Origin of the sequence: Pseudomonas sp. C8002 (assembly GCF_013385765.1) — a bacterium.
In the GTDB taxonomy this organism is placed as follows: domain Bacteria; phylum Pseudomonadota; class Gammaproteobacteria; order Pseudomonadales; family Pseudomonadaceae; genus Aquipseudomonas.
The window spans coordinates 19,141-42,742 of the sequence record NZ_JACAPJ010000001.1 but is presented as its reverse complement, the minus strand read 5'-3'; the positions used below and the strand labels follow the sequence as shown (position 1 = coordinate 42,742).

General features: G+C 62.4%; 25 protein-coding genes. 10 read left to right on the top strand and 15 right to left on the bottom strand.

The window, feature by feature from the left end:
- Nucleotides 1-2: 2 nt before the first annotated feature.
- Nucleotides 3-332, bottom strand: a complete 330-nt coding sequence (locus HX814_RS00200) for a hypothetical protein (protein WP_174717799.1) — start codon at nt 330-332, stop codon at nt 3-5.
- 213 nt (nt 333-545) lie between these two features.
- Between HX814_RS00200 and HX814_RS00195 the strand changes: the two genes are divergently transcribed.
- A complete protein-coding gene (locus HX814_RS00195; protein WP_003219695.1) occupies nt 546-1,091 on the top strand; it encodes a hypothetical protein in 546 nt (181 codons plus the stop codon).
- A 62-nt stretch (nt 1,092-1,153) separates the two neighbouring features.
- On the opposite strand, the gene HX814_RS00190 is transcribed toward HX814_RS00195, so the two are convergent.
- The 3 genes from HX814_RS00190 to HX814_RS00180 form a co-directional block, all read right to left on the bottom strand.
- On the bottom strand, nt 1,154-1,792 hold the full coding sequence (locus tag HX814_RS00190) for a hypothetical protein (RefSeq protein ID WP_003219694.1): 639 nt from the start codon (nt 1,790-1,792) through the stop codon (nt 1,154-1,156).
- Nucleotides 1,793-1,909: 117 nt separating this feature from the next.
- On the bottom strand, nt 1,910-2,230 hold the full coding sequence (locus HX814_RS00185) for a multidrug efflux SMR transporter (protein WP_087693029.1): 321 nt from the start codon (nt 2,228-2,230) through the stop codon (nt 1,910-1,912).
- Between the two features lie 67 nt (nt 2,231-2,297).
- Nucleotides 2,298-2,744 carry a carboxymuconolactone decarboxylase family protein gene (locus tag HX814_RS00180; RefSeq protein WP_029615984.1) on the bottom strand — a complete coding sequence of 149 codons (447 nt, stop codon included), beginning with the start codon at nt 2,742-2,744 and terminating at the stop codon, nt 2,298-2,300.
- 195 nt (nt 2,745-2,939) lie between these two features.
- On the opposite strand from HX814_RS00180, the gene HX814_RS00175 reads away from it, so the two are divergent.
- From HX814_RS00175 to HX814_RS00165, 3 genes are all read left to right on the top strand, one after another.
- Complete coding sequence (locus tag HX814_RS00175) at nt 2,940-3,542, top strand: FMN-dependent NADH-azoreductase (RefSeq protein ID WP_087693030.1); 603 nt, start codon at nt 2,940-2,942, stop codon at nt 3,540-3,542.
- 17 nt (nt 3,543-3,559) lie between these two features.
- The gene (locus tag HX814_RS00170; RefSeq protein WP_177009777.1) at nt 3,560-4,972 is read left to right on the top strand and encodes a PLP-dependent aminotransferase family protein; all 1,413 of its coding nucleotides are present in this window, start codon (nt 3,560-3,562) and stop codon (nt 4,970-4,972) included.
- Between the two features lie 77 nt (nt 4,973-5,049).
- The gene (locus HX814_RS00165) at nt 5,050-5,649 is read left to right on the top strand and encodes a TIGR00730 family Rossman fold protein (protein ID WP_177009778.1); all 600 of its coding nucleotides are present in this window, start codon (nt 5,050-5,052) and stop codon (nt 5,647-5,649) included.
- A gap of 55 nt (nt 5,650-5,704) precedes the next feature.
- On the opposite strand, the gene HX814_RS00160 is transcribed toward HX814_RS00165, so the two are convergent.
- The 3 genes from HX814_RS00160 to HX814_RS00150 all read right to left on the bottom strand — a co-directional run bounded on the left by HX814_RS00160 (nt 5,705) and on the right by HX814_RS00150 (nt 9,770).
- On the bottom strand, nt 5,705-8,194 hold the full coding sequence (locus HX814_RS00160; RefSeq protein WP_177009779.1) for a TonB-dependent siderophore receptor: 2,490 nt from the start codon (nt 8,192-8,194) through the stop codon (nt 5,705-5,707).
- 89 nt (nt 8,195-8,283) lie between these two features.
- A complete protein-coding gene (locus HX814_RS00155; protein WP_177009780.1) occupies nt 8,284-9,228 on the bottom strand; it encodes a FecR family protein in 945 nt (314 codons plus the stop codon).
- Nucleotides 9,225-9,770: a sigma-70 family RNA polymerase sigma factor gene (locus tag HX814_RS00150; RefSeq protein WP_003219688.1), complete on the bottom strand. Its 546-nt coding sequence runs from the start codon at nt 9,768-9,770 to the stop codon at nt 9,225-9,227. The genes HX814_RS00155 and HX814_RS00150 overlap by 4 nt, the downstream gene beginning before the upstream one ends.
- A gap of 174 nt (nt 9,771-9,944) precedes the next feature.
- On the opposite strand from HX814_RS00150, the gene HX814_RS00145 reads away from it, so the two are divergent.
- Nucleotides 9,945-10,256, top strand: coding sequence for a hypothetical protein (locus HX814_RS00145; RefSeq protein ID WP_008435994.1), 312 nt, complete (start codon nt 9,945-9,947; stop codon nt 10,254-10,256).
- 51 nt (nt 10,257-10,307) lie between these two features.
- Here HX814_RS00145 and HX814_RS00140 read toward each other — a convergent pair whose 3' ends face one another.
- Complete coding sequence (locus HX814_RS00140; RefSeq protein WP_177009781.1) at nt 10,308-12,455, bottom strand: TonB-dependent receptor domain-containing protein; 2,148 nt, start codon at nt 12,453-12,455, stop codon at nt 10,308-10,310.
- Nucleotides 12,456-12,671: 216 nt separating this feature from the next.
- On the opposite strand from HX814_RS00140, the gene HX814_RS00135 reads away from it, so the two are divergent.
- From HX814_RS00135 to HX814_RS31640, 3 genes are read left to right on the top strand one after another with little or no spacing between them, the layout of a single operon-like run.
- Nucleotides 12,672-12,830 (top strand): hypothetical protein, encoded by a 159-nt coding sequence (locus HX814_RS00135; protein WP_003219684.1) that lies wholly within the window; start codon nt 12,672-12,674, stop codon nt 12,828-12,830.
- A 4-nt stretch (nt 12,831-12,834) separates the two neighbouring features.
- Entirely contained in the window at nt 12,835-13,473 is a 639-nt protein-coding gene (locus tag HX814_RS00130) for a helix-turn-helix domain-containing protein (protein ID WP_008436005.1), read from the top strand.
- A gap of 60 nt (nt 13,474-13,533) precedes the next feature.
- Entirely contained in the window at nt 13,534-14,055 is a 522-nt protein-coding gene (locus tag HX814_RS31640; protein ID WP_043225000.1) for a hypothetical protein, read from the top strand.
- A 262-nt stretch (nt 14,056-14,317) separates the two neighbouring features.
- Here HX814_RS31640 and HX814_RS00120 read toward each other — a convergent pair whose 3' ends face one another.
- Nucleotides 14,318-15,646 (bottom strand): LLM class flavin-dependent oxidoreductase, encoded by a 1,329-nt coding sequence (locus tag HX814_RS00120; protein ID WP_003219678.1) that lies wholly within the window; start codon nt 15,644-15,646, stop codon nt 14,318-14,320.
- 74 nt (nt 15,647-15,720) lie between these two features.
- Entirely contained in the window at nt 15,721-16,245 is a 525-nt protein-coding gene (locus tag HX814_RS00115; RefSeq protein ID WP_003219677.1) for a MarR family winged helix-turn-helix transcriptional regulator, read from the bottom strand.
- A gap of 120 nt (nt 16,246-16,365) precedes the next feature.
- Here HX814_RS00115 and HX814_RS00110 point away from each other — a divergent pair, with 120 nt between their 5' ends.
- The gene (locus tag HX814_RS00110) at nt 16,366-17,166 is read left to right on the top strand and encodes an SDR family oxidoreductase (protein WP_177009782.1); all 801 of its coding nucleotides are present in this window, start codon (nt 16,366-16,368) and stop codon (nt 17,164-17,166) included.
- A gap of 14 nt (nt 17,167-17,180) precedes the next feature.
- On the opposite strand, the gene HX814_RS00105 is transcribed toward HX814_RS00110, so the two are convergent.
- Both HX814_RS00105 and HX814_RS00100 read right to left on the bottom strand, forming a co-directional pair.
- The gene (locus HX814_RS00105; RefSeq protein ID WP_177009783.1) at nt 17,181-17,435 is read right to left on the bottom strand and encodes a hypothetical protein; all 255 of its coding nucleotides are present in this window, start codon (nt 17,433-17,435) and stop codon (nt 17,181-17,183) included.
- A gap of 86 nt (nt 17,436-17,521) precedes the next feature.
- Nucleotides 17,522-17,827 (bottom strand): putative quinol monooxygenase, encoded by a 306-nt coding sequence (locus HX814_RS00100; protein WP_177009784.1) that lies wholly within the window; start codon nt 17,825-17,827, stop codon nt 17,522-17,524.
- 152 nt (nt 17,828-17,979) lie between these two features.
- On the opposite strand from HX814_RS00100, the gene HX814_RS00095 reads away from it, so the two are divergent.
- Nucleotides 17,980-19,695 carry an amidase gene (locus tag HX814_RS00095; protein WP_177009785.1) on the top strand — a complete coding sequence of 572 codons (1,716 nt, stop codon included), beginning with the start codon at nt 17,980-17,982 and terminating at the stop codon, nt 19,693-19,695.
- Here HX814_RS00095 and HX814_RS00090 read toward each other — a convergent pair.
- The 3 genes from HX814_RS00090 to HX814_RS00080 form a co-directional block, all read right to left on the bottom strand.
- A complete protein-coding gene (locus HX814_RS00090; protein ID WP_008436022.1) occupies nt 19,686-19,961 on the bottom strand; it encodes a hypothetical protein in 276 nt (91 codons plus the stop codon). The two genes, HX814_RS00095 and HX814_RS00090, sit on opposite strands and share 10 nt — an antisense overlap.
- Nucleotides 19,962-20,100: 139 nt before the next feature.
- Nucleotides 20,101-22,251: a phosphocholine-specific phospholipase C gene (locus HX814_RS00085; RefSeq protein WP_177009786.1), complete on the bottom strand. Its 2,151-nt coding sequence runs from the start codon at nt 22,249-22,251 to the stop codon at nt 20,101-20,103.
- 54 nt (nt 22,252-22,305) lie between these two features.
- Complete coding sequence (locus HX814_RS00080; protein ID WP_003219663.1) at nt 22,306-23,517, bottom strand: DNA-binding transcriptional regulator; 1,212 nt, start codon at nt 23,515-23,517, stop codon at nt 22,306-22,308.
- Nucleotides 23,518-23,602: the final 85 nt, after the last annotated feature.

The following is a 23,602-nucleotide window of genomic DNA, read 5'->3' as shown; positions in this document are numbered from 1 at the left end:
GGTTATTTACGCGCCAGCTTGTAGCGCAAACAGTCCTGATAAAAACTCTGGCGAATCACTTCGGGCTTGACCCGCGAACGGCTGTCGTAGGTCTGCTCGGTGATGCCCATGGCCATCATGTGCATCCAGGGTTTCTTGAACTGGTAGGTCTTCAGCTTCTGCCGCGCGGCGTACAGCGAGACGCCCGACAGCTTCAATTCCTGGGCCCGGGCGGCGGTGCCTGCACCCCAGCTGCACATGTACTTGTCGTTGTCCCGCAGCTCCCGTGCCTCAACCGAAACCGCCCCACCCGCCACGGCACAGGCGATCAGCATGATTCCCACATTGCGCATTTGCATCCCGCCTAACCACCTGAAAATAAAAGTGATTTTGGCGAGAATTTTGTTACAAAGGGGCCAGCAAATTGCCTTATCGGTGAATTTTCCGACCTGAAACCGAACCGAGTAACAGCGTTGCCATTCAGGCATTTTGCCACTGTTGGTTGCCGATGGCCCATTGCCTGACGATAATCGCGGCGCTCTCCCACACTCACGCAAGGAAACGCCGTGAAAAAGCTTCTACTGTTGACCCCATTGCTCGCGCTGCTGTTGCAAGGCTGCGGCGTCACCATGACGCAATACGAGCCGAACTTCGATAACGTCCAGGTCCTCAAGCAAGCAGCGCCGCTGCAACCCGTCAGCAATGCCCAGGTGACGGCCGCATCGGGCGAAGGCTCGTTGTCTGTACGTGCCAACCCGATCCGCTCGCCCAGTGGCAGCATCCCGGCGCATATTCAGGCTGCAATCACCCAGGAACTGCAACTGGCAGGCCTGCTGAACCCGCAAGCAGAACGTCATCTGCAAGTGCTGGTGGTGAAGAATTCGCTGTCGGCAGGCATGGGCTCCGGCAACGGCACGCTGGCCGCGCGGTTTACCCTGCTCAAGGGCAATGACGTGGTGTACGACGCGACCAAGGAAGTGAATCACACCTGGCCCAGTTCGTTCTTCGGGTTCATTGCGATCCCGAATGCCGCCAACGCCTACAACCCGATGGTGCGGGATTTGCTCAAGTCGCTGTACAGCGACCCGTTGTTCATCAAGGCGCTTAAGTAAGGCCTGGGCTGCGAGGATCGGCCACCCTGCCCTCGCAGCTGTTTCAAACGTTCAGTTACGTGTCACGCCCGTGGCACGCCGGCATCCAGCGCCGAATACTTCAGGTTATTACCGTCGACCATTTGCTTGAGCAGGGCATTGACCTGGCGGGTGAAGGTATCGGTCACCGCGTCTTTCGGCGTATTGGCCATCAACGGGATGAACCAGATGCCCATCCAGGTATTGATCGAGTCGTGGTTGGAGCCGGTGCTCAGTGCCTGGCCTTGTGCGTCCACCGATTCCAGCTTCATGGTGTACTGATCAGTCCCCAGCGCCGGAATGATGGTGAAGGTAAAGCCGCTGATAAAGGCCAGTACCAGTTGGCCGCCACCCGGTGGATGGTTGTAGACCTTCAGGCGCAGGCTGTAATCGCCTGGCTGCTTCTGGAATTCATCCAGGGTCACGCGACCAAACAGGCCGGAGTCAGTCAGGACTTTCTGCAGCTGTGGCTTGAGCATCTCACGCGCTTGTGGGACTTCGGCCGCGGCGGCATTTGTCGGCTCGCCCTGGTAGAACTTGAAGTCTACGTAGACGTTCGGTTTGTTGGCGTAGCTGGCCTTCGATGGCAGCGTGACGGGTGCCACTTCGTCTTTCGTGAAGCTGGCGCAGCCGCCCATCGACAACGTGATCAGGGCCAACCCCAGCATTTTTCCAATGTGCATTACGACTTCCTTAGTGAATGGAGCGTCTCCATGGCCGGAGTTGCTGGGGGCGGATGATAAAGAGTGGGTGGGAATGTTAAAAGGCCATCTCCGAGAAATACCCGCTCGCAGGCAGCACTAGTTGGCGGAGACCAGTTTCAGGCCGATCACGCCGGCCAGGATCAGCACGATGCACAAAACCCGCAATGGCGCGGTGGAATCGCCCAGCAATGCCATGCCGAGGATCGCGGTGCCCGCTGCGCCGATTCCAGTCCAGACCGCGTAGGCGCTGCCCACCGGCAGGGTGCGCAGTGCCATCGACAGCAGGATCACGCTGGAAACGCCGGTCACGACGGTGAGCAATCCGGGGGTGAATCGGGTGAAACCGTCCGAGGCCTTCATCGCGAACGCGAAGGCGATTTCAAGGATGCCGGCCAAGCCGAGCAGTAGCCATGCCATGGGATGAGCCCTCAGGAAATACAGTGAGTGTGTGGCGAGCAGCCCCGCCACACCGAATCAGCGTTGGCTATGCCTTGGCAGCCGCCGCTGGCGTGGTACGGAAGGTGATGCCCAGTCGGTTGAAGGCATTCATCAAGGCGATGCCGTAGGTCAGGTCAGCCAGTTCCTTGTCGCTGAACTCGGCGGCCGCTGCCGCATAGTCGGCGTCCGAAACATCACTGGCGGTCACGGCTTCGGCAAAGGCCAGCGCCACGCGCTCACGCTGGGTGAAGACTGCGCCAGCGTCGTGCCACACTGGCACCAGCACCAGCTTGTCCACGGCCAGGCCTTGCTTGAGCAGGTCCCGCGAGTGCATGTCGATGCAAAAGGCGCAGCCGTTGACTTGCGAAACCCGCAGGTAGACCAGGTCGATCAGCTCCTTGGACAGGCCGCTGTTTTGCAGGTAGACGTAAACCCCGCCGAACGCCTTGTAACCTTCAGGGGAAGCTTTGGAGTAGTCGAGACGCGTTGTCATGGTGAAGTCCTGTAGCGGTTGGATGAAGCCGCCATCTTGCGGCGCCATGGCCCACCCAAAAAGATCCATGATCCGGCTTGAGCGCTAGGCCATGGACCCGCGGACATGGCCTACTCTGAATCATGATTCTTGGCTCTTTGGCATGGGTCATGGGGTTCGTAGACTGAGGGCCATCCATCCAGGAAGCAACGCACCATGAATATCCTCCATGTCAGTGCCAGCCCTCGCGGGCAAGCGTCGGAGAGCAACGCCCTCTCCCTCAAGATCATTGAATGCCTGCGCCAGCGGCACCCGGACGCCGAGGTGATCCAGCGCGGCATTGCCGCAAATGCCCTGGCACCGGTGGACGAGCCTTATGCAACGTCCCAGCAGTCCCTCGTGGACGTCTCGTCCGAGGGGTCGATGGCCCAGTCCGAGCGGCTTGTTCAGGAACTGGAGCTGGCCGACATTGTGGTGATCGCCACCCCCATGCATAACTACTCGGTGCCCGCGGCCCTCAAGCTATGGCTCGATCACATCGCACGGGTGCGCCGCACCTTCGATATCTCGGCCCAGGGCAAGATCGGCCTGTTGCAGGACCGGCCAGTGTTCGTCGCCATCGCCTCAGGCGGGCGGTTTTCCGGGGAGCGCGCGCACCAGCCGGACTTCCTGACGCCGTACCTGAAAACCATACTGGGCATGATCGGCCTGCATGACGTGACCTTCTTCACCGTCGAAGGCACCGCTTCCCGCCCGGAAACTCTGGCCCAGACGCGCCGCCAGACCGACCAGGCGCTGCACGATTATTTCGCCACCTGAACAGGACCCGCCGCCGGATGAGCACTTCGATCAAGGCCTTTTCACCGCTGGACGCCGGCGCCGCGGAGCCGATTTACCGGCAACTTTACTGGCGGTTCCGCAGCGCGATTGCCGACGGTTTGCTCAAGCCGGGCGAACGCATACCCGCAGCCCGGGCCCTGGCCAAGGAGCTGGGGTTGGCCAGGGGCACCATCGACACGGCGTATTCGCTGCTGGCAGCCGAGGGCTATATCCAGGCCCGAGGCCAGGCCGGCACGGTGGTGGCTGAAGGGATCAAGGCCAGCCTGCCGGAGCGCCCCATGACGGCCAGCGACCAGAATGCCGTGCGGCACAAGGCCGCCGTGTTGCCGTTTCAAATGGGGCTGCCCGCACTGGATGCGTTCCCTCGCAAGATCTGGTCGAAAATCGCCGCCCGCTGCGTGCGGGCCACCCAGGTCGCCGACATGGCCAACCCGTGCGTGTTCGGCCTGCACTCGCTGCGCACGGCGATTGCCAGCTACTTGCAGGTCGCCCGGGGCATCCACTGTTCGCCGGCGCAGGTCTTCGTCACCTCGGGCTATCGCAATACGCTGGGGCTGATCGCCCATGCACTGCTGGAACCGGGCGATCGGGTGCTGGTGGAAGACCCGGGCTACCTGTTCACCCGGCCGTTGCTGGATTACCTGAATATCAAGGCCATACCGGTGCCGGTGGACCCGGATGGCATGCAGGTATCCCGGGCCGTGCAACAGGGCAAAGGCGCCCGCGCCGTAGTGGTCACGCCGGCCCATCAAAGCCCGCTGTGTGTCTCGCTGTCCTTGCCCAGGCGCCTGGAACTGCTGGATTGGGCGAGTCGCCAGCAGGCCTGGATCATCGAGGACGACTACGACGGCGAATACCGCTACGTGAGCCGCCCGCTGCCGGCCCTCAAGAGCCTGGACCGCGACGGCCGAGTGCTGTACGCCGGAACCTTCAGCAAGGTGTTGTTCCCCGGCATCCGCCTGGCCTATCTGGTGGTGCCGGCAGCTCAAGTGGAACGCTTCGAACATGTCAGCCAGACCTTCCTCGGGGGCTGCCCGGAGTTGACCCAGGCGATCGTCGCAACGTTTATGACCGAGGGGCATTTTGCGCGGCATATCCAGCGCATGCGCAAGCTCTACGGTGAGCGTCGGGAGGCCACCGCCAGGGGCTTGCGCAAGGCCTTGCGCGAGCATATTTCGATTGACGCCCAGCCGGGCGGGATGCACTTGATCCTGCGCCTCAATGCACAACAGTCAGACCGCCTGTGCGTGGAACGCCTGGCGCAGGCCGGCATTTATGCCGAAGCCTTGAGCGACTGGAATATTCAAGGCCAGACCGGCCCCGGCCTGCTGCTGGGCTTTGCCAATATCGAATCCGAGGCCATCGCCGAAGCCCTTGGAAAACGCATCCTGGACGCACTCATGGCCTGATCCGCCTGCGCGTTCTTGGCTCTTTCGCCCACCGGCGAGTGGCGCCATGCTGGACAGCTTGTCCTCACCCGCCTGGAATGCCCATGCCCACTCCCCTGCGCAGCCTTGCAGTTTTCTGCGGTACCAATTTCGGCTTCAACCCGCGCTATGCGGATGGCGCCCAAGCCCTCGGCCGGGAAATCGCCCGGCGCGGCATACGCCTGGTCTACGGCGGCACCCACAAGGGCTTGATGGGCGTGGTGGCGGATGCTGCGCTGGCTGAAGGTGGCGAAGTCATCGGCGTGATCACCGAGTTACTGCATGAACGCGGCCATTCCCACGCCGGGCTTACCCACCATGAAGTGACTCAAGACATGCGCAGCCGCAAGACACGCATGAGCGACTGCGCCGACGGTTTCATTGCCTTGCCCGGCGGGCTGGGAACCCTGGAGGAGTTGTTCGAGGCGGCCACGCTGACCCAGGTCGGCGAACACCACAAGGGCGTGGCGTGCCTGAATACGGAGGGGTTCTTCAACCCGGTGCGCGCCCTGTTGGATCACGCCGTGAAGGAAGGCTTCATGAAGGTCGAGCACAGCCGGATGCTGATGTTCAACGAAGACCCCGGCGCCCTGATTGATGCCCTGGAGCAGTGGCAGGCGCCGATGGTTTCCAAGCTGATTGAGCCGGTGGCGAACTAACGTTTTTCGGCCTTGGCGATGCTGCTCCCGAATCCTTTCGCCAAGGCCTTTTTATTTACCACTGATAGGTCGCACTGGCCTGCACGGTACGCTGCGAGCCATACCAGCACCACGAGTAGGAATAGCAGGACGCGACGTACTCTTTATTCGCCAGGTTGGTGGCGTTTACCGCCAGGCGCAGGTTGTCACCCTGACGATTGATGTGCGGGATGTCGTAGTGCACCGCTGCATCAAACAGGGTGTAACCGGGCACCTTCAGGGTGTTGGCGGTATCGCCCCAGGAAGAACCGACATAGCGCGCACCGGCCCCCACGCCGAAGCCCTTCAGCGTGCCGTCGTGCAGGGTGTAATCCGCCCAGGCCGACGCGGTATGACGCGGCACCGCGTAGGTGGTGGTGCCTTCGGCCGCAATGGCCGGGCCGACACCGATGTCGCTGATGGGCGCATAACGCACGGTGTTGTTGGATTTGCTGATGCGGTTATCCAGGTAGGCATAGGCCGCAGTGATATCCAGGTTGTCGTTCAGGCTGGCCTTGCCTTCCAGTTCAAACCCGCGGGATTGCACTTCACCGTCCTGAATCTGGCAACGCGAGCCGTTGCACAGGTGGGAAGCGTCCGGGTCCAGCGTCGGTACGTTGGTCTGGCGCAGGTCGAAAATGGCAGCCGTGATGAAGCTGTTGCTGCCCGGCGGCTGGTACTTGATGCCGATTTCCGTCTGCTTGCCCTCGGTCGGCTGGAACGTCGAACCGCCGTAGCCCGTGCCGGATTGCGGCTGGAAGGATTCCGAGTAGCTGACATACGGCGCCAGGCCGTTATCGAACAGGTAGACCAGGCCCAGGCGGCCGGTGAAGGCCTTGCTGTCCTGGGACGACTTGGTCTTTTTCTGGGTGGTCATCGCCAGGGTACTGTTGTCGGTGCTGGCCCAGTCATAACGCCCGCCCATCAACAGCACCCATTTGTCCCACTTCATCTGCTCTTGCAGGTACACCCCCGTTTGCTCGCTGCGCGAGGTGGCGTCGCTGGTGTAGGCCGGCACCGGCACGGCCGCGCCGTAGACCGGGTCGAAAATATCCAGCGTAGGCCCTGCCGTGTACACGCCGTTGCCCGACTTGGTGTCAGTGCTGGTGTTCTGGTAATCGGCGCCCATCAGCACGGTGTGCTGCAACGGGCCGGTGTCGAATTTGGCCTGCAACTGGTTGTCGAGGGCATAGGCGTCGATGTTCACGTCGCTGGCAGTGGTCGAGCGGCGGATGGTGCGGTAATCGCTCTCCAGGTAGTTGCTGTAGAGGCTGCGGTATTGCCCTTCGCTGCGCAGGTAGCGCGCATTCTGGCGCACAGTCCAGACATCGTTGAAGTGATGTTCGAAGGCGTAGCCGATGGAGTAATACTCGCGGTCGCTCTTCTCGAAGCTTTTCTCGCCGTCGTAGAAATCCACGTCGATCTTGCGCCCCGTCGGGCTGTGCAGCACCGAGCCCCAGGCTGGCATCGAGCCGTAGGACGCGCCCTTGGGGTCCTTCTGGAAGTGCCCGAGCAAGGTCAGCGAGGTATTCTCGTCCGGTCGCCAGGTGAAGGCGCTGGACAGGGACTGGCGACGGGTTTCGGTGTGCTCGATCTGCCCGTCGGCATCGTCGAACAGGCCGGCAACGCGGTAGGAATAAACGCCTTGGTCGTCCAGCGGGCCACTCAAGTCAAAGGTCGTGCGCTTCTTGTTGAAGGTCCCGTACTCGACGCCGACTTCATGGAACGGCGTGTCCAGCGGGCGTTTGCTGACCATGTTGATCACGCCGCTGGGGGTGCCCTGCCCGTACAGCACCGACGCCGGCCCGCGCAGCACTTCGACGCGCTCCAGGTCGAAGGCGTCTTTTTGCGGCAGGGCATCCCGGCTCGAGGGCATACGCAGGCCGTCGAGGTAGGTCGCCGGGGTGAAGCCACGGATGGTCAACTGGTCGAGGCGCGAGGCGGTGGAGCCACGGGTTTCCGGGATCACGGCAGCGCTGTAGCGCAGGATCTGGTTGAGGCTCTCGGCGTTCTGCGCGCGCATCTGGTCTTTGGTGACCACTGAGATCGACTGCGGGGTTTCGATCAGTGCGGTGTCGGTCTTGGTGCCCGACAGGCTGCGGGTGGCCACGTAGCCAGACACCGGGCCGGTGGGGCTTTCCGACTGGTACGCGCCGCTGATGGTGGTGGCCTGCAACTCCATGGCGCCATCGGTGTGCGGGATGGCTTCGAGACGGTAGCGGTCGTCGGCGATCTTCAGGGCTTGCAGGCCGCTGCCGGCCAACACTTGGGCCAGGGCGGCGTCGGTATTGTATTGCCCGTTCAGGCCATTGCTGTGTTTGCCACGGGTCAGGCTCGAATCAAAGGCCAATACCAGGCCCGCCTGTTCGGCGAGGCTGTTGAGGGCCTGGCTCAGGTCACCGGCGGGAATGGAGAACGCAGCGCTTTCAGCCGCGTAGGACGCATGAACGGTCAGCAGGGGTACGGCGGCAAACGCCATCGCCACTGAAAGGGTCAATGGCTGTAAAGGACGAGCAAGGCGCGACATGAGAAGTCCTGGGAAATGGGGGTTCTATTAGTCATGACGGCCATGTCGGAAAATCGGGTATGAATGAGAGCAGTTTTTATTCAGACTTTTTACAGCGGCTTGATCACCACCACCAAATCGGTGAAGTACTCGACCTTGATCGGCAGGTTATCCGCCAGTGACGCCAGGGCCGCGCCGGTGTCGTCGAGCTTGAATACCCCGGACACGCGCATCCCTTGCAGCGCCTGCGGATCAAAGCGCACCAGCCCATGGCGGTAACCGGCGAGGGTTTGCAGGACCTCGCTCAGGGGCTGGTCGTCGACCTTGAGCAAACCACGGGTCCAGGCGTCCGGGTCGGCGTTGCCGATGGGTTGTGGGGTGCCGGCACGGCCGTCCTGGAGCGTGGACTTCTGCCCCGCCGGCACTTTCACGTCGCCCGCAACGGTGCCTTTGACGGCCACGGTGGACTCGATCACGGTGACCACGGTCGCGCCATCCTCGGCCTTGCGCACCAGGAACCGCGTGCCCAACGCCGTGGCCGTGCCCTGGTCGGTGTGCACCACGAACGGCCGTTGCGCGTCCTTGGCCACCTCGACCCACATCTCGCCCTGCAACAGTTCGATCACCCGTTGGTGGCCGTCAAACTTCACGTCCAGTGCCGAGTTGCTGTTGAGCTGCACCTGGCTGCCGTCGGTCAGTGCCACCTGGCGCCGTTCGCCCACGCTGGTGCGTTGGTCGGCCATCCACACCGGCAGGCGCTCAATCCCGGCCCAGCCGCACAGCAACACACCCAACAGCGCGACGGCCTGGGTGCTGCGGGCGGCAAACCTTGTTTTCTGTGGGGCAAATGCACGGTTCAGGGCCATGCGCGCCGGGGCGGCGGGCAACTCGTCGAGGCTGCCCCACAGGCTGCGCATGCGCTCGATAGCGACCGCATGCCGTGGGTCGGCCTGGCACCATTTCTCGAAGGCTGCGCGGTCGGCCTCGGTCACGTGGTCGTCATGCAACAACGTCAGCCAGCAGGCGGCTTCACTGATGATCTGCTCGGAACTCACGACAGCGGGTCCGCCCCGTGCAGGGTGTGATAGCAATGCACCAACGCACTGGAGATGTAGTTCTTCACGGTGCTGGAAGACACCTGCAGTTGTTCGGCGATTTCGCTGTAGGTCAGCCCGTCGAGGCGACTGAGCAGGAATGCCTCGCGGGCCTTGGCGGGCAGGCCGATGAGCATTTCGGCAATGCGTTCCAGGGCCTGCAGTGCCACATGAATCGCCGCCGGGTCCGGCATGCCGGCATCTTCGCTCTGGATCGCCAGGGCTTCCATGTAGGCCTTTTCGATGCGCCGCCGACGCGCGCCATCGATCATCAAGCGCCCCGCCGTGGTGGCCAGGAAGGCGCGGGGTTCCTTGATGGTATGGGGGTCGGCCAGCAGCAGGATGCGGATAAACGCGTCGTGGGCCAGGTCGGCGGCATGTTGCGAGCAGCCGAGTTTCTTGCGCAGCCAACCGTGCAACCAGGAATGATGGTCGCTGTAGAGGGTGGTGATGGTCTGCTGGCGACGGGCTATATCACCATCAGCTACAGGAAAGTCATGCATGCGCAAAAATTTCTCAAACAAGAAAGATTACCAATTGCGCGAACGATGACAGTAAAACGAAGGGGGAGCAAGGATGGAGTGATGGGTTGCAACGAATCTGCGACTTGCTGTGCCCACCTTGAAAGCGACCAGTGCGCACGCGACACTTCTGCGACTCATACAAGGACATCACGCATGACAACCTTCGCCAACACGGTCTCCACCCGCGAGGCCTATCAACTGCTCAAGGACGTGGCATTAGAGGTTCGAACGCTGAAACCCGTCAGCTCCAGCGACGAGCAAATGGTTGTCGACATCGACGGCTGGCAGGTCACGCTGTCAACCTGCGGGACGGCTATGGAGTGCTGCCTGCGCTGTATTGCACCGGATAACAGGCAAGGTTCACTGGACACCTGGCAACGTTACGGCACCAATCCGCTCGATCTGATGAGCCTGTGGGAGCGAACGCAGCTGCAGCGCCTGGTGCATGCAGCCTTCGTTCGCTGAACGTGCCCTTTGCCAGCAATCACCCACTGCCAACATCAAACACTTTATGGATTAACGCCAGCTCCAGGAAACCCCGGTGTAAACCCCCATGCCATCCCCCGGCGTCGACCGCGCCACATCCAGCCCCTTGTCGTCATAACCCGGCGTGACCGTGTTCGCGTAACGCCGGTTGGTCAGGTTGCGCAGGTCGACCCAGGCTTGCCAGTCGTGCTTCGGCGCGTCGTACCCGAGCGTCGCGCCGAGCAGTGTGTAGGCCGCCGCGTAGTAGGAGTTGGCGTAGTCCACCGCGACCCGCGATGAATGTTCGCCATTGAGGCTGGTGTAGAAACCGCTAGGGTGGCTGTAGCGCAATTGCGCCTGGTAGTAGTGCCTGGGGATGCCGGGCAAGGTGTTGTCGCCGAAGCGGTCGTCGTTGCGGTAGTGGAAGTCGCTGTAGGTGTAGGCCTGGCGCAGGGCGAGCTGGCCCGTGCGGCCACCGTCCCACAGCGGGCTGATCAGGCTCAGCTCCAGGCCTTGGTGCACGGTTGGGCTGGCGTTGGATTCGGCGATTATTGCGGACGTGGTGGACGTCGCGGCCTGGGTTTCGACGCTGAGCAGTTCGTGGCGCACCTCGGAGCGGTACAGCGCCAGGTCCCACTGGCCGAACCACGCTTCACCGCGACCGCCGACTTCCAGGGTGGTGGCGTTCTGGTTTTTCAGCTTTACCCCTTCACGCTGCAAACCGCTGGCCGGGCCGCTGCCCACGGGGAAGTACTTGTTGGAACCCCAGATCATCGACCACGCATGGGGCGGTTCCACCGAGCGACTCAGGTTGCCGTACACCTGCAATTGGGGGCTGAAGTCGTAGCGCAGGCCAACCCTTGGCGCGTAATCCCAATCGTGCTGGCTGACGGGTGTGTGGGTCTGCGGGTAGCTGACTTCGGTTTCACGACGGGTGTAGATCGCCGCCAGCCCGGTGGTCAGCCACAGGTCCGGCAGCAGTTCCAGGTCATTGCCGATATGCAGCACGCTGTCCGAACCCAGGTAGCTGTAGTCGCGGGTCCTGGTGCCGGGCGCGTAGCCCGCCGTATTGCCGGTGGGGATCCGCACGAATTCCGAGCCGCCGTTGTTCGGCATCGCCTGGGTGGTGCGCAGGCCGAGGGTGGTCTTGCTGTCACGCCCGAACAATGTGTCCTGGCGGATGTAATTCAGGGTGCCGCTGACGTCGGTGTAGGCAACCTTGAGACGGTTGGTGCCCTCGCGCAGGTCCATCGGATAATCGTGATACGCCAGCCCGACCTCGACCCGGGCTTTGTCGTCCAGGTGCAGAGTGGTTTTGTTGGCGATCCAGGTCGAGCCCGGTTGCGTGCGTTTCGAGTCTCGCGCCACGTTGAGGCTGGCGGCGGCGCGCGGGTCGTGGCTGATCTGGTCGCGGGTCAGTTTGCCGGGGGAATCGTTGTCGGTTTCGCGGTAGCGAAAGTAGAAGCGGGTTTCCAGGTCGGGGTTGAAGCGGTAGCCGAAGTTGGCCGCGATGCCCTTGCCGCTGCCGGCGCTGTGGTCCTGGAAACCGTCGTATTGCGAGTCGGTGAGGCTGATGTAGTAGTCGGCATCCCCCAGCACCTGGCCCGAGCTGATCTCTCGCTGGCCGTAGCCATGGCTGCCTGCTTCGTAGCGTACTTGCAGCCTGGGCGCGTCGTAGCCGGTGTGGGTCACGTAATTGACTGCCCCACCCAGGGCCAATGCGCCCTGGTCAAAACCGTTGGCGCCACGCAGCACTTCAACGCGGCTGAGCCACAACGGGTCCTTGAGTTCGTAGGGCGTGCCACCCGGGCCGGTCAGTGGCAGGCCGTCGAAGGTTTCATACAGGCCGGAAGCGTGGGCGCCCGGGCCCCGGTTGATACCCGAGCCACGGATCGAAAGCTTCACCCCTTCGTTGTTTGCCGCCTTGGCATAAACACCGGCCTGGTACTTGAATACGTCCTCGTTGGTGCTCACCCGCCCCTGATCGACGCTGCCCATGTCGATGTAGTTGGTAGCGCCGGGCACGCTCTTGAGCTGGACCTCGGCCAGTTCGTCGGCGCTGAGTTCGGCGCTGCTGACTTCGACGGGGGCCAGTTGCAGCGTGTCTTCGGCCTGGGTGGCCGGGCTGAAGCTCAGGGCGGCGCCAAAGCCCAGCAAGGGCCAGGCTTTTCGGGAGGTGAACGGAAACGCGGGGGGCATGGGGGTAAATCCTTGGAATTCGTTTTTGCGACGGGCTCGGTCCGGCACAAGGTCTGTGGTGGGAAGCCCGTGAAGCGCGGCGGGTCACCATTGATGAACGCACAGGCCCCCATCGGCGTTAAGTCCAAAATAGAATTACCAAATGCAAACTCAGTATTTATGGAAATAAGCGGCACCGATTACTGTAGAGCCATTGAGTCCCCAGAGATTTACGTCATGCAAACATCCGCCACCGTCATCGATTTCACCCTCCACCGCAAACGCCGCCAGGCTCGCGCAGCGGCTGAACTGATGTGGGCGATGTATGCGGCACGGGCCGGGGTCGCGCTGTTTACCGCACACGTCACCACGTCCAGCGATACCCGCCGGGCGTGAGGCGATGAATTTCCTGCACGCGATACCCGAAGTGCCCGACCTCCCCACCAAACCCAAGGACTGCAACAGCGGCGACGATGACGCCATCGGCCAGTGCGTCGCGCAGAACTTGCAGCGCCTGCGCAGTAAACGCTACCTGTCGCTGGATGCCCTGGCGCGCAACTGCGGCGTAAGCCGGGCGATGCTCGCGCAGATCGAGTCCGGGCGCAGCGTGCCGTCGATCAAGGTGCTGTGCAAGATCGCCAAAGGCTTGAAAGTGTCGGTGGCGGCGTTCCTGGAAAATCGAGCGTTCGAAGGGGTTGAGCTGCTGCCGGCGCAACAGAGCAAACGCCTGGTGAGTGCCGATGGCAGCTTCATCAGCCGGGCGCTGTTTCCGTACGATATGGCGCGCCAGTCGGAGTTCTACGAGATACGCCTGAAGGCCCTCGGCGAGGAAATTTCAGAAGGTCACGGGCCCGGGATCCAGGAAAACCTGGTGGTGGCCCAGGGCGTGCTGGAAGTCAGCGTCAACGAGGAACGCTACCTGCTGTCCACCGGTGATTCGATCCTATTCTACGCCGACCAGCCCCACCGCTACCGCAACCCCGCAGACAGTGAGGCGGTGGCGTTCCTGGTGATCACCTACCCGGAACGCCTGGACTGAAACGCAAAAAGCCCCGGCACACGCCGGGGCTTTTTGATTTCACGCCAAACCAATCAGCAGGTGCAGCACATCATCGGCATGCCGTTGCAGCTCATCATCATCGGCATGGCGCAGTCGTTCATCATCTTCATCATCAGCATGCAGCAGTTGTTCATCATGTCCATGCTCATGCCAGGCATCGGCATCATCTTGCAGGTCATGCAGTCGGCTTCCATCTTGCATTCCATGACGCACTTCATCATCGGCATAGGCATGCCCATCGGCATCATCATCGGCATGTTCATGGTCGACATGCTGTTCATCATCGCCATGCCGTCTTCAGACATGCACATCATCGACATGTTGGCGCACTGCATCATCATCGGCATGCCGCAGTTCATCATCATCGCCATCATTTCGGCGTTATTCTTGAACATCGCCATGTCCATGCCAGCGGCCGGCTTCATGGTGCACATCATGGCCTCGTCGGTCATCTTGCAGGTCATGGTTGCCATCATCATCGGCATGCCCATCATCGGCATCATCGGCATCGCGTTGTTCATTGGCATCTGCATGGCGTTCATCATCTTCGAAACTCCGTAATCGACAGGAAATGAGTAAGTTCTGGGGCCGATTCTAGAGAGGCCGCACAACGGCGCAAGACGCTGGCCCTGCAGCAGGAATAGACGCTGCATGGGGATTTCCCGGGGCGCGGCAGCGGATAATTCCGCGATGACAGATGCTTTGGCGTGATCACGCCGGCCGGCTCCGCTATCAGGGCCAAACCGGCGCGATAGATATGCGATTGGGGAATGGCCCCCAATCAGAAGGAAATAAACGATCTAACCACGGTAGAAATACCCGCTCATTCGGCGAAGAAGCGGTTCGCCGGACGCGGCAGCCCGAGGTTTTCCCGCAGGGTAGAGCCTTCGTACTCGCGCCGGAAGATCCCGCGCCCCTGCAACTCGGGCACCACCCTGGCCACAAAGTCATCGAGCCCGCCCGGCAGCCACGGGAACATGATGTTGAAGCCATCGCTGCCCTCTTCTTCCAGCCACTGCTGCATCTCATCGGCAATACTGTGGGCGGTGCCGACAAACGAGAGACCTGCATAACCGCCAAGACGCTGGGCCAATTGGCGCACCGTCAACTGTTCGCGATCAGCCAGCGCCAGTACCCGTTCGCGGGAGCTCTGGCTGGCGTTGGTTTGGGGAATCGCCGGGAGGTATTGGTCGGGATCAAACTTCGTCGCGTCGGTACCCAGCGCGATCGACAGCGAGGCAATCGCACTTTCGTAATGCACCAGGCTGTCGAGATGCGCACGAATCCGCCGCGCATCTTCCAGCGTATCGCCGACCACCACAAACGCCCCGGGCAAGATCTTCAGATGGTCGGGATGCCGCCCCACCGCCAGCATCCGGCGCTTGATATCGGCATAGAATTTACGCCCTTCCTCGAGCGTGCCGGGCGCCACGAAGATCACCTCGGCGGTTTCTGCCGCCAATTGCCGGCCGGGCTCCGAGGCGCCGGCCTGCACGATCACCGGCCAGCCCTGCACCGGGCGGGCAATGTGCAGCGGGCCGCGCACATTGAGGTAGCGGCCCTGGTGATTGAGGGTGTGCAGCTTGTCGGGGTCGAAGTACACACCGCTGTCGGCATCGCGGATGAAGGCATCATCGGCCCAACTGTCCCAGAGCCCGGTGACCACATCGTAGAACTCCCGCGCACGGGCGTAGCGCTCGTCGTGGGCATAGGCCTGCTCCAGGCCGAAATTCTGCGCCGCATCCGGGTTGGCAGTGGTGACGATATTCCAGCCGGCGCGGCCGTTGCTCAAATGATCCAGGGACGCAAAGCGCCGGGCAATGTGGAACGGTTCGTCGTAGGTGGTCGAGGCCGTGGCTACCAGGCCGATGTGCTCGGTGGCCTGGCTCAGGGCCGACAATAAGGTGAACGGTTCGAAGGAGGTGGCGGTGTGGCTGCGCTTCAACGCGTCGATAGGCATGTTGAGCAGGGCGAGGTGGTCGGCCATGAAGAACGCATCGAAACGCGCTTTCTCCAGGGTTTGGGCAAACTGCTTGAGGTGCGTGAAGTTGAAGTTGGCGTCACGGTAAGCGCCGGGATAGCGCCAGGCGCCGGTGTGGATGCTGACCGGACGCATGAACGCGCCCAGCTTCAGTTGGCGTTGAGTGGTCATGGAAAGCCCCTGATCGAGAGGGGCCCAGCATCGGATGGGCGAACGGCGTCTGTCTAATAACCAAAGGATCTGACTTATGCCTGCGCGGATCGGCTGTTGTAGTCCGCCAGAAATTCTTCGGAGGCGACATGGTCTGCCATGCCCCGCAGCTGCGCGGCCGAATCATGCCCCAGCACCTCCTCTACCCGGTTATTGGCCGCCGCCCAATACACCAGCGCCTCACTGAACAGCGCTTCGCCCTTGGGCGTGAGCACGCAGCGTTTGGTGCGCTTGTCCAGGGCATCCGGGCGCAGCTCGACAATCCCGTCGCGCACCAGCGGCTTCATCGCATGGGTCAGCGCCGACATCAGGATCGCCAGGCGTCCGGCCAGCTCCTGCAACGTCGGCCCTGCCTGCTCATCCACCGCCGCCCACCGGGCGATTTCACCCAGCAAGCCGACCTGCGTAGCCTTCAGGCCAATCGGCGCCAGCGCTTCGTCATACAGTTGGCCCAGCCGCCGGGCGGCACGGCGCAGTGCGTTGTTGGTGCACGCCACGTCCCCCAGCAGGCTCAAAAGGTCGGCACGGGCATCAGGCTTGTCAGTCTTGTGTGTTGGCATTTTCAGATCCTCCATGCCGGTAGAATGATTGAGTACTAAACCATTGACAAGGACAAACGCCAAGCCTATAACTTGAGCCCTCAACAATATTGGTTGAGTACTCATCTATTGGAGCCGTTCATGTCGACCCCTGCTTCCACAAAAATTGCCCTGATCACGGGTGCTTCTTCAGGTATTGGCGCCGTGTATGCCGACCGATTGGCAGCCCGTGGCTACGACTTGATCCTGGTCGCCCGTCGTGAAGACCGCCTCGAAGCAGTGGCGGCGAAGATCACTCAAGCCTACGGGCGCGAGGTCCAGACCATCGGCGCCGACCTGGTAAACCCCGCGGACCTGGCCCGTGTTGAAAGCCTGCTCGCCGGCAACCCGGCGATCCAGGTGCTGGTGAATAACGCCGGCCTGGCCCGCCTGCATCCGCTGGCTCAATCCTCGGTCGAGGATTCCACGACCCAGATCGCCCTGAACATCACCGCCCTCACCCGCCTGACCCACGCGGCGCTGTCGGGCATGCTGGTGCGCAATGAAGGTTTGATCATCAACGTGGCATCGGTGTTGGGCGTGCACTCGCTGCCGGTCAGCTCGGTGTACAGCGGCACCAAGAGCTATGTCCTGGCATTCAGCCGTGGCTTGCAATCGGAACTGGCGGAAACCGGGGTGAAGGTGCAGATCGTGTTGCCGGCAGCCACCGCTACCGAGATCTGGGACGCGTCGGGCATTCCGCTTTCCGCCCTGGAACAGGAGTCGGTCATGACCACCGAAAACCTGGTGGACGCGGCACTGGCCGGGCTGGATCAGGGTGAGACGATCACCTGGCCGTCGGTGGCCGATGGTTCGTTGTGGGAGACCTATGATGCGGCGCGTGGTGCGTTGTTTGCGGCCACGCAAACAGGCAAGCCGGCGCCCCGGTATGGGATTGTCTGAGGCGCCAGCCGGCTTTATTGAATACCGATGGAAATGCGCCGCACAGTCTGCTCCTCACGGGGCAGGCTGATGTCGCCTTCGTAGGTACACTCGCGGCCGGTGCAGCTGTTTTCCACGGTCACCGGCGCAAGGCTTTTGACCGCAAAGCGCGGCTTGGGCTCAGCCTGCGGCGTGAGCGGTACAGCGCTGAGGACAGGTGCCTCGTAGGTCAGGTCCAGGCTGGACGCGTGGGCCTGGGTGGCCAGAACGGCGAGCAGTGCGCTCGCCATGACAGTCCTTGTAAACAACATCGAAATCTTTCCGGGCAGCAAAAAATGAAGGGGCAATGATAACCCCTTGAGCTGCCGGGTTGAAGTCAACGTGCCTGGATGGCAGGTTCCAGCACCAATACGTTGGAGGGGCCCGCACGGAATGTCGGGTTGTGCTTCGCGGCTTCCAGCATGTGCGGCGCTGCGTGGTGATCCTTGAGCGCCGCCTTTGAAGCCCACGTCTCGATCAACACAAAACTGTCGCTGTTGCCCTCGACCGGATGCAGGTCGTACTGGATGCAACCGGCTTCGGCCCGGACCAGCGGAGCGAGCCCGGCAAAGGCCGCCAACTGGTCCGCACCCCGGCCAGGCTGGGTATTGATGATGACGACAAGCCGCACTTCATCGGACATAAACAGCACCGTTATCGATAAGGAAATTGAGGCGCCACAGTAAGGGATGCCATTCTCTGGCGCTATGAAAAATCTATCAGTAAGCTACTTTCACTGATTGGATTGAGTCAGCACTCAAGCCCTCCCCCTTTTCTGCACCCGGCGATAACCACGTGATCGAAGTAACCGAAGTTTCCATTGCCCAGCTGCGCACTGCGCTCGAATCCGGCCAGACCACGGCGGTTGAACTGGTCGAGGCTTACCTCGCCAGGATCGACGCCTACGACGCCCCCACGACTGCCACCGCGCTCAACGCGGTGGTGGTGCGCAACCCGCAAGCGCTGGAGGAAGCCCGCGCATCCGACGCACGCCGGGCCAGCGGCACAACCCTGGGCCCGCTCGACGGCATTCCCTACACAGCCAAGGACAGCTACCTGGTCAAGGGCCTCACCGCCGCCTCCGGCAGCCCGGCTTTCGCGAACCTGGTTGCCTACCGCGATGCGTTCACCATCGAGCGACTGCGGGCAACAGGCGCCATTTGCCTGGGCAAGACCAACATGCCGCCGATGGCCAACGGCGGCATGCAGCGCGGCGTATATGGCCGGGCCGAGAGCCCGTACAACGCCGACTACCTCACCGCACCGTTCGCCTCGGGCTCCTCCAACGGCGCCGGCACGGCCACCGCGGCGAGCTTCGCGGCGTTTGGCCTGGCGGAAGAAACCTGGTCCAGCGGGCGCGGCCCGGCGTCCAATAATGGCCTGTGTGCCTACACCCCGTCCCGTGGCGTGATCTCGGTGCGCGGCAACTGGCCGCTGACCCCGACCATGGACGTGGTCGTGCCTTACGCCCGGACCATGGCCGACCTGCTTGAAGTGCTCGACGTCGTGGTCGCAGAAGACCCCGACACACGCGGCGACCTGTGGCGGATGCAACCCTGGGTGCCAATCCCCGGCGTCGCCTCGGTACGCCCGCAATCCTACGCAGACCTGGCCGCGACCGGCGATGCACTCGCCGGCAAACGCTTCGGCGTGCCGCGCATGTACATCAACGCCGACCCCGAGGCAGGCACCAGCGACGCCCCGGGAATCGGCGGCCCTACTGGCCAGCCAATCAAAACCCGGGCCTCGGTGATCGAGCTCTGGGAAGCTGCGCGCAAGGCACTTGAAGCCGCCGGCGCAGAAGTGGTCGAGGTGGATTTCCCGCTGGTCTCCAATTGCGAAGGCGATCGCCCGGGCGCACCGAAAGTGTTTACCCGAGGCCTGGTGTCCAAGGAATTCCTCCACGATGAATTGTGGGAACTATCGGCCTGGGCGTTCGATGATTTCCTGCGGGCCAATGGCGACCCTGCGCTGAACCGCCTGGCGGATGTCGACGGCCCGAAGATCTTCCCCCACGACCCCGGCACCCTGCCCAACCGCGAAGACGACCTGGCCGCCGGCATGGACGAATACGTGCGCATGGCCGAGCACGGCATCACGCCGTGGGACAGGATCAGCACCGTGCCCGACGGCCTGCGCGGCCTGGAACAGACACGACGCATCGACCTTGAAGACTGGATGGATAACCTGGGGCTGGATGCGGTGATTTTTCCGACAGTTGCCGACGTAGGTCCGGCGGATGCGGATGTGAATCCCGCGTCGGCGGATATCGCCTGGAGCAACGGAGTGTGGGTCGCCAACGGCAACCTCGCCATCCGCCATTTGGGCGTGCCGACAGTGACGGTGCCCATGGGCGTCATGGCCGACATCGGCATGCCGGTGGGGCTGACATTTGCCGGCCGGGCGTATGACGATTCGGCGCTGCTGCGATTGGCATCGGCCTATGAGTCGACGGGCAGCAAGCGCCTGGTGCCGCCGCGCACGCCGGCGCTGGTGGCTCGTCAGGACTGATTGATTTCGCTGCTGATCTTGCGCATCAACCGATCGGCTTCCGACCCGGGTTCAAATCGAAAGCCACGCATCTCATCGAGGAGCAGGCAATCGCTGATGGCCTCCCAAAGTTGCTCCTGGGTCGGCTTGTTGCGCAACAGTATGTATGAAAGCAGCAGGCGTTCGATGGGAACGCCTCGAATACAGGCCGTTTCAATGATTGCCAGCAGGATAAAGCGCAGTCGAACTTCCCGCTCCGTGGGCCAAACCGTTTTTCGCTTACCCAATGCCGGGCCTCAGTGTCAGGAAAAGCGTGAGGCTATGGCCCAGAGGGGTGGCGTTTCAAGCGCTGCAAGGGGAGAAAGCCCTGCTCCTACACAAAACAGGGAAAAAGCCCACGAAATCACCCCGCAGATCAACAGCCTTTCACACACGCTTGCCCATCAACGGATCACTGATGCTATGCGCTCCCGTCTCGATGCGCCCCGCCACTCGTCGCACCCAGCCATGCTCGTCACGTAGCTTGAAGTCATACCAGCCCCCATTCGGCTGGCAGGAGAACGTTCGTTGCACGGTACTGCCGCCCGCAATCTCCAGCAGCCACGGCCCCTGCTTGGTGTAAGGGCAACGCTCGATGGTGATTGAGGCCGCACGCTTGCCGGGGTTGACCAGGGTCAGCAGCAAGGTGTCGCCGTGATACGCCAGGGATAACTCCGGCTCGCGACGCTGCAGGTGCCCCTTGAACGAACGGTGGAACCCATTCGGCCCCAACAGCCAGAGCTTGTAGGCGCCCGCCACTTGCCAGGTGTCACTGAGGTGTTTGCCGGCTTCCACCGTGTAGCGGCGCGGTACCTCGTCCAGGTGCAGGCGGTCGTAGACGTGGAAGACCACGCCCTGTTCGCCATTGTTGAAGAAGTCCAGGCTCACCGAACTGGCGCGACGGTCAACCGAGCCTTCAACGTTCAACTGGTACGGCAGCGCCCGGGATGGCCGCGCCATTCGCGCCTGGAACGGCGCCTGTTGCTGGCCCACCGTCGGCAGGGCGACCTGGGGCAGTTGCTCCTGGCGTTGACGCAGGGAGTCGGCGGCCTGGCGGCTGATGGTGTGTAACGGTGGCAGGGTCTCGGTGTTGGGGTTGACGAAGTTGAAGGCCGAGGTGAGGTCGCCGCACACCGCCCGGCGCCAGGCGCTGATATTGGGTTCGCGCACGTGGAAACGCTTCTCCAGAAATTGCAGCACGGAGGTGTGATCAAACGCCTGGGAATTGACCCAGCCACCACGGCTCCACGGCGACAGCACCAGCATTGGCACTCGCGGCCCGGGGCCGTACACCCCGCCGTCCGGCGCGGGTTGCTGGCTAGAGCCGGGCGGTGCCGGGTGGGTAAAAATCTCGCTGTCGAACTTCACCGTGGACTTGCCGGCAAAGCTGCCATCCAGGCGTTTGGACGGGGCTGACGGCGACGGCACGTGGTCGAAGAAACCGTCGTTTTCATCGTAGTTGACCAGCAGCACCGTCTTGCTCCACACGTCCGGGTTGGCGGTCAGTGCCTTGAGGATTTCCTGGGTGAACCAGCCACCCTGCACCGGGCTCGAAGGCCCGGGGTGTTCGGAGTAATCGGCCGGCGCCACCAGCCAGCTCACCTGTGGCAGGCGCCCGTCGTTCACGTCCTTGCGAAAGCCCTGGATGATCGATTCCAGGTCGCTGCCGGTGACCGCCGGCAGGGTGTTGCCATTGCCTTTGTACAACGGCACGCGGGCGTTCAGTTGATCGCTGTAGGGCACAAAATCCTTGAAGTCTTTCGGTGGCACGGCCGGATTGCCGGCCGCGACGCTGGCTGCACGAAACTGGCGAAACCCGGCCAAGGGGTTGTCGCCAAAGTTATCCGGCAGGTACTGGTAAACCTTCCAGCTCACACCCGCTTCTTCCAGGCGCTCGGGATAGGTTTTCCAGGTGTAGCCCACGCCCACCGCGCCGGGGCCGTCCCATTCGTTGACCACCGCCGCCACATTCGCACCGGTCGGGCCGTTGGTGCCGGTCCAGTGGAACAGCCGATTGGGATTGGTGCCTGCGTGTACCGAACAGTGGTAGGCGTCGCACAGGGTAAAGGTGTTGGCCAGGGCGAACTGGAACGGCACTTCCTGCTCACGGTAGTAACCCATCGAGGTGGGTGTCTTGAACGTTGGCCAGGCGTTCATCCGGCCGCTGCTCCAGGCGGCGTGCTCGTCGACCCAGGAATGCGGCGTGCCGCTGACCCGCTGCGCGTTGCCACGGGAGCTGTCCAGGTGATAGGGCAGGATCCGCCGCCCAACGCCCTGCTGCTCCCACACCCGGTGCCCGCCCGGCAGTGGAATGGTGAAGCGGTCACTGAACCCGCGCACACCCGGCAAGGTGCCGAAGTAGTGATCGAAGGAGCGGTTTTCCTGCATCAGGATCACCACATGTTCGACGTCCATCAGGGTGCCGGTGCGGTTGTTGGCGGGGATCGCCAGGGCCTGGCGAATGGAGTCGGGCAACAGGGTGTAGGCGGATCCGATGGCAGCTGCTTGCAACAACGTTCTGCGTGTAAGAGTCGGCATAAGACGATTCAATCCCTTGAAGTTCTGGAGCGAGGCTCAGGACAAAATAGGGACTCAAGGCGACAAAGAAATGACATCGCTCGAATCGCGCTCGACCTGCCCCACCTGGTACTCCCTCGGCGTACACCCGAACTCGCGCTTGAACACCGTGTGCAGGTACTGGGCGGATTTGAACCCGCAGTCATAGGCAATATCCGCAATCGCGGCCCTGGTATTTTCCAGGCTGGAAACCGCAGCCGCGAGTTTGAAGCGCAGGATTTCATCGTGGACGCTGCGGTTCAGTTCGCTGCGAAAATGCGCTTCCAGGGACGACCGCGACACGCCGACGTAGTTGGCGACCTGGGCGGTCTTGATGCCCTGGCAGGCGTACTGGCGAATGAAATGCAGCGCCTGCATCACGTAGGGATGGCCGAGGGGTTGGTGCAGGCTTGAGGTCTGCACGTTGACCGCTTCCGGCGGCACCAGGATCTGGCTGCCTGCCGAAGGCATGCCGTGCAGCATCTGGTGCAGCAGGCGCGCGGCGGTGCGGCCCATTTTTTCAGTGCCCTGGATCACCGAGCTCAGCGGCACGCGGGTCAGGGTGCGGGTCAAGGGGTCGTTGTCGATGCCGATCAGTGCCACTTGCTCCGGCACCGGGATGCCGGCGGTGAGGCAGGCCTGCAGCAACTGGCGGGCACGGGCGTCGCTGACCGCGATGATGCCGATGGGTTTGGGCAGGCTGTGCAACCAGGCAATTTGTTGCTCCACCGCCGAGTCCCACAGCGGCGCGCTGGTGCCGAGCCCGCGATACACCTCCACCGGCAAGCCATCGCGCTCCAGCAGGCGGCGGAAGGCTTTTTCGCGCTCCTGGGCCCAACGGTTGATATCGGCTTCAGGCAGGCTGAAACAGGCAAAGCGCGTCAGCCCGGCTTCGATCAGGTGTTCATAGGCCAGCTTGATCAAAGCAAAATTGTCAGTGGCCACATACGGAGTATGCCGTGGGTAAGCCCGCTCATCCTCATAAGACCCGCCCACCGCCACCACCGGCACATGCACACCCGCCAACGCGGGGCCCATCGCCGGGTCGTCGAAGTCGGCAATGATCCCGTCGCCATGCCAGCGCTCGATACCCTTGAGCCGGCAGACGAAGTCCTCTTCCAGGAACAGATCCCACGACACCCGCGTACTGCTCAGGTAGTTGCCGATCCCGGTGATGATGCCGCGATCGTAGATCTTGTTGCCATTGAACAGCAGGGCAATCCGGTGCACAGGCGGGACAGTTTTCACAGGGGCGGCTCCATGCGATATGTCGAGCCACTATGCGCGTAAAACCACTCAAAATCGAACCCTGCTCTGGTGATTTTCATAATCG

Bases quoted from the DNA above. Each gene is read 5' to 3' on its own strand.
- HX814_RS00145 (WP_008435994.1), top strand. From the start codon at position 9,945: ATGACAACCTTCGCCAACACGGTCTCCACCCGCGAGGCCTATCAACTG.
- HX814_RS00200 (WP_174717799.1), bottom strand. From the start codon at position 332: ATGCGCAATGTGGGAATCATGCTGATCGCCTGTGCCGTGGCGGGTGGG.
- HX814_RS00160 (WP_177009779.1), bottom strand. From the start codon at position 8,194: ATGTCGCGCCTTGCTCGTCCTTTACAGCCATTGACCCTTTCAGTGGCG.
- HX814_RS00105 (WP_177009783.1), bottom strand. From the start codon at position 17,435: ATGGCGAGCGCACTGCTCGCCGTTCTGGCCACCCAGGCCCACGCGTCC.
- HX814_RS00115 (WP_003219677.1), bottom strand. From the start codon at position 16,245: ATGCCAACACACAAGACTGACAAGCCTGATGCCCGTGCCGACCTTTTG.
- HX814_RS00135 (WP_003219684.1), top strand. From the start codon at position 12,672: ATGCAAACATCCGCCACCGTCATCGATTTCACCCTCCACCGCAAACGC.
- HX814_RS00120 (WP_003219678.1), bottom strand. From the start codon at position 15,646: ATGACCACTCAACGCCAACTGAAGCTGGGCGCGTTCATGCGTCCGGTC.
- HX814_RS00150 (WP_003219688.1), bottom strand. From the start codon at position 9,770: ATGCATGACTTTCCTGTAGCTGATGGTGATATAGCCCGTCGCCAGCAG.
- HX814_RS00180 (WP_029615984.1), bottom strand. From the start codon at position 2,744: ATGACAACGCGTCTCGACTACTCCAAAGCTTCCCCTGAAGGTTACAAG.
- HX814_RS00175 (WP_087693030.1), top strand. From the start codon at position 2,940: ATGAATATCCTCCATGTCAGTGCCAGCCCTCGCGGGCAAGCGTCGGAG.
- HX814_RS00170 (WP_177009777.1), top strand. From the start codon at position 3,560: ATGAGCACTTCGATCAAGGCCTTTTCACCGCTGGACGCCGGCGCCGCG.
- HX814_RS00140 (WP_177009781.1), bottom strand. From the start codon at position 12,455: ATGCCCCCCGCGTTTCCGTTCACCTCCCGAAAAGCCTGGCCCTTGCTG.
- HX814_RS00110 (WP_177009782.1), top strand. From the start codon at position 16,366: ATGTCGACCCCTGCTTCCACAAAAATTGCCCTGATCACGGGTGCTTCT.
- HX814_RS00185 (WP_087693029.1), bottom strand. From the start codon at position 2,230: ATGGCATGGCTACTGCTCGGCTTGGCCGGCATCCTTGAAATCGCCTTC.
- HX814_RS00190 (WP_003219694.1), bottom strand. From the start codon at position 1,792: ATGCACATTGGAAAAATGCTGGGGTTGGCCCTGATCACGTTGTCGATG.
- HX814_RS00165 (WP_177009778.1), top strand. From the start codon at position 5,050: ATGCCCATGCCCACTCCCCTGCGCAGCCTTGCAGTTTTCTGCGGTACC.
- HX814_RS00130 (WP_008436005.1), top strand. From the start codon at position 12,835: ATGAATTTCCTGCACGCGATACCCGAAGTGCCCGACCTCCCCACCAAA.
- HX814_RS00100 (WP_177009784.1), bottom strand. From the start codon at position 17,827: ATGTCCGATGAAGTGCGGCTTGTCGTCATCATCAATACCCAGCCTGGC.
- HX814_RS00085 (WP_177009786.1), bottom strand. From the start codon at position 22,251: ATGCCGACTCTTACACGCAGAACGTTGTTGCAAGCAGCTGCCATCGGA.